This is a genomic window from Rhizobium sp. SVR5-2C, assembly GCF_056755115.1.
In genome coordinates this window covers 1-769 of sequence record NZ_JBNDHT010000309.1, presented here as the reverse complement: position 1 = coordinate 769, position 769 = coordinate 1, and the positions used below count along the sequence as shown (strand labels likewise).

At 63.6% G+C, this 769-nt stretch carries 1 protein-coding gene; it reads right to left on the bottom strand.

Going from position 1 to position 769, the window contains the following annotated elements:
• The coding region (locus ACPYOI_RS35835; RefSeq protein WP_481420258.1) for an SDR family NAD(P)-dependent oxidoreductase at nt 1–656 on the bottom strand (656 nt) is incomplete at its 3' end.
• Nucleotides 657–769: the final 113 nt, after the last annotated feature.

The window sequence follows — 769 nt, the reverse complement described above, 5'->3', positions numbered from 1 at the left end:
GACGCGGTGCTCGCCGCCGAAACCTCTTCGACTGCCCTGCCCTCGCGCTTGGCCTTCTGCTCGTCGAGGAAGGTGATGCGCTGGGTCGCAACGCGGCCGGGCAGGACGATGTTGACGGTCACGCCGTCCCGGCCGACTTCACCGGCCAAGGTCTTCGACCATCCAAGAAGCGACATGCGCAGGGAATTCGAAAGGCCGAGGTTGGGGATCGGCGCGACCACACCCGAGGAAGTCGAGGTAATGATGCGGCCCCACTTCTTCTCCCGCATCTTCGGCAGCACCGCGTCGCTGATCGCGATCACCGACAGCACCATGCTGTCGAAATACTTACGCCAGCTTTCGACGCTCTGGCCGGACACCAGCGTCGGCGGCGGGCCGCCGGTGATGTTGACCAGCACGTCGACCGAACCCAGCTGCTGTTCAATGGCGGCAAGATTGGGTTCGATGGCGCCAAGGTTGGCCAGATCCCATTCGAGCGCCATTGCCGATCCGCCGTTCGTGCCGATGTCGGCAACGGTCTTTTCCGCCGCTTCCTTGTTGATATCGGCAACGGCGACCAGCGCCTGCTCCCCGGCAAGCGTCTTTGCGATCGCCCCGCCAAGGCCGCCGCCGGCTCCCAGCACGAGGGCCGTCTTGCCCTTCAATCCAAGATCCATGGTCTATTTCCTTTCGGTTGTTCTTCAGTTCGTACCAGGCGTATCGCCTCAGCCGGCCATCCATCCGCCGTCGACCATCAGGTTGACGCCGGTGATGTAGCTCGCCATGTCGC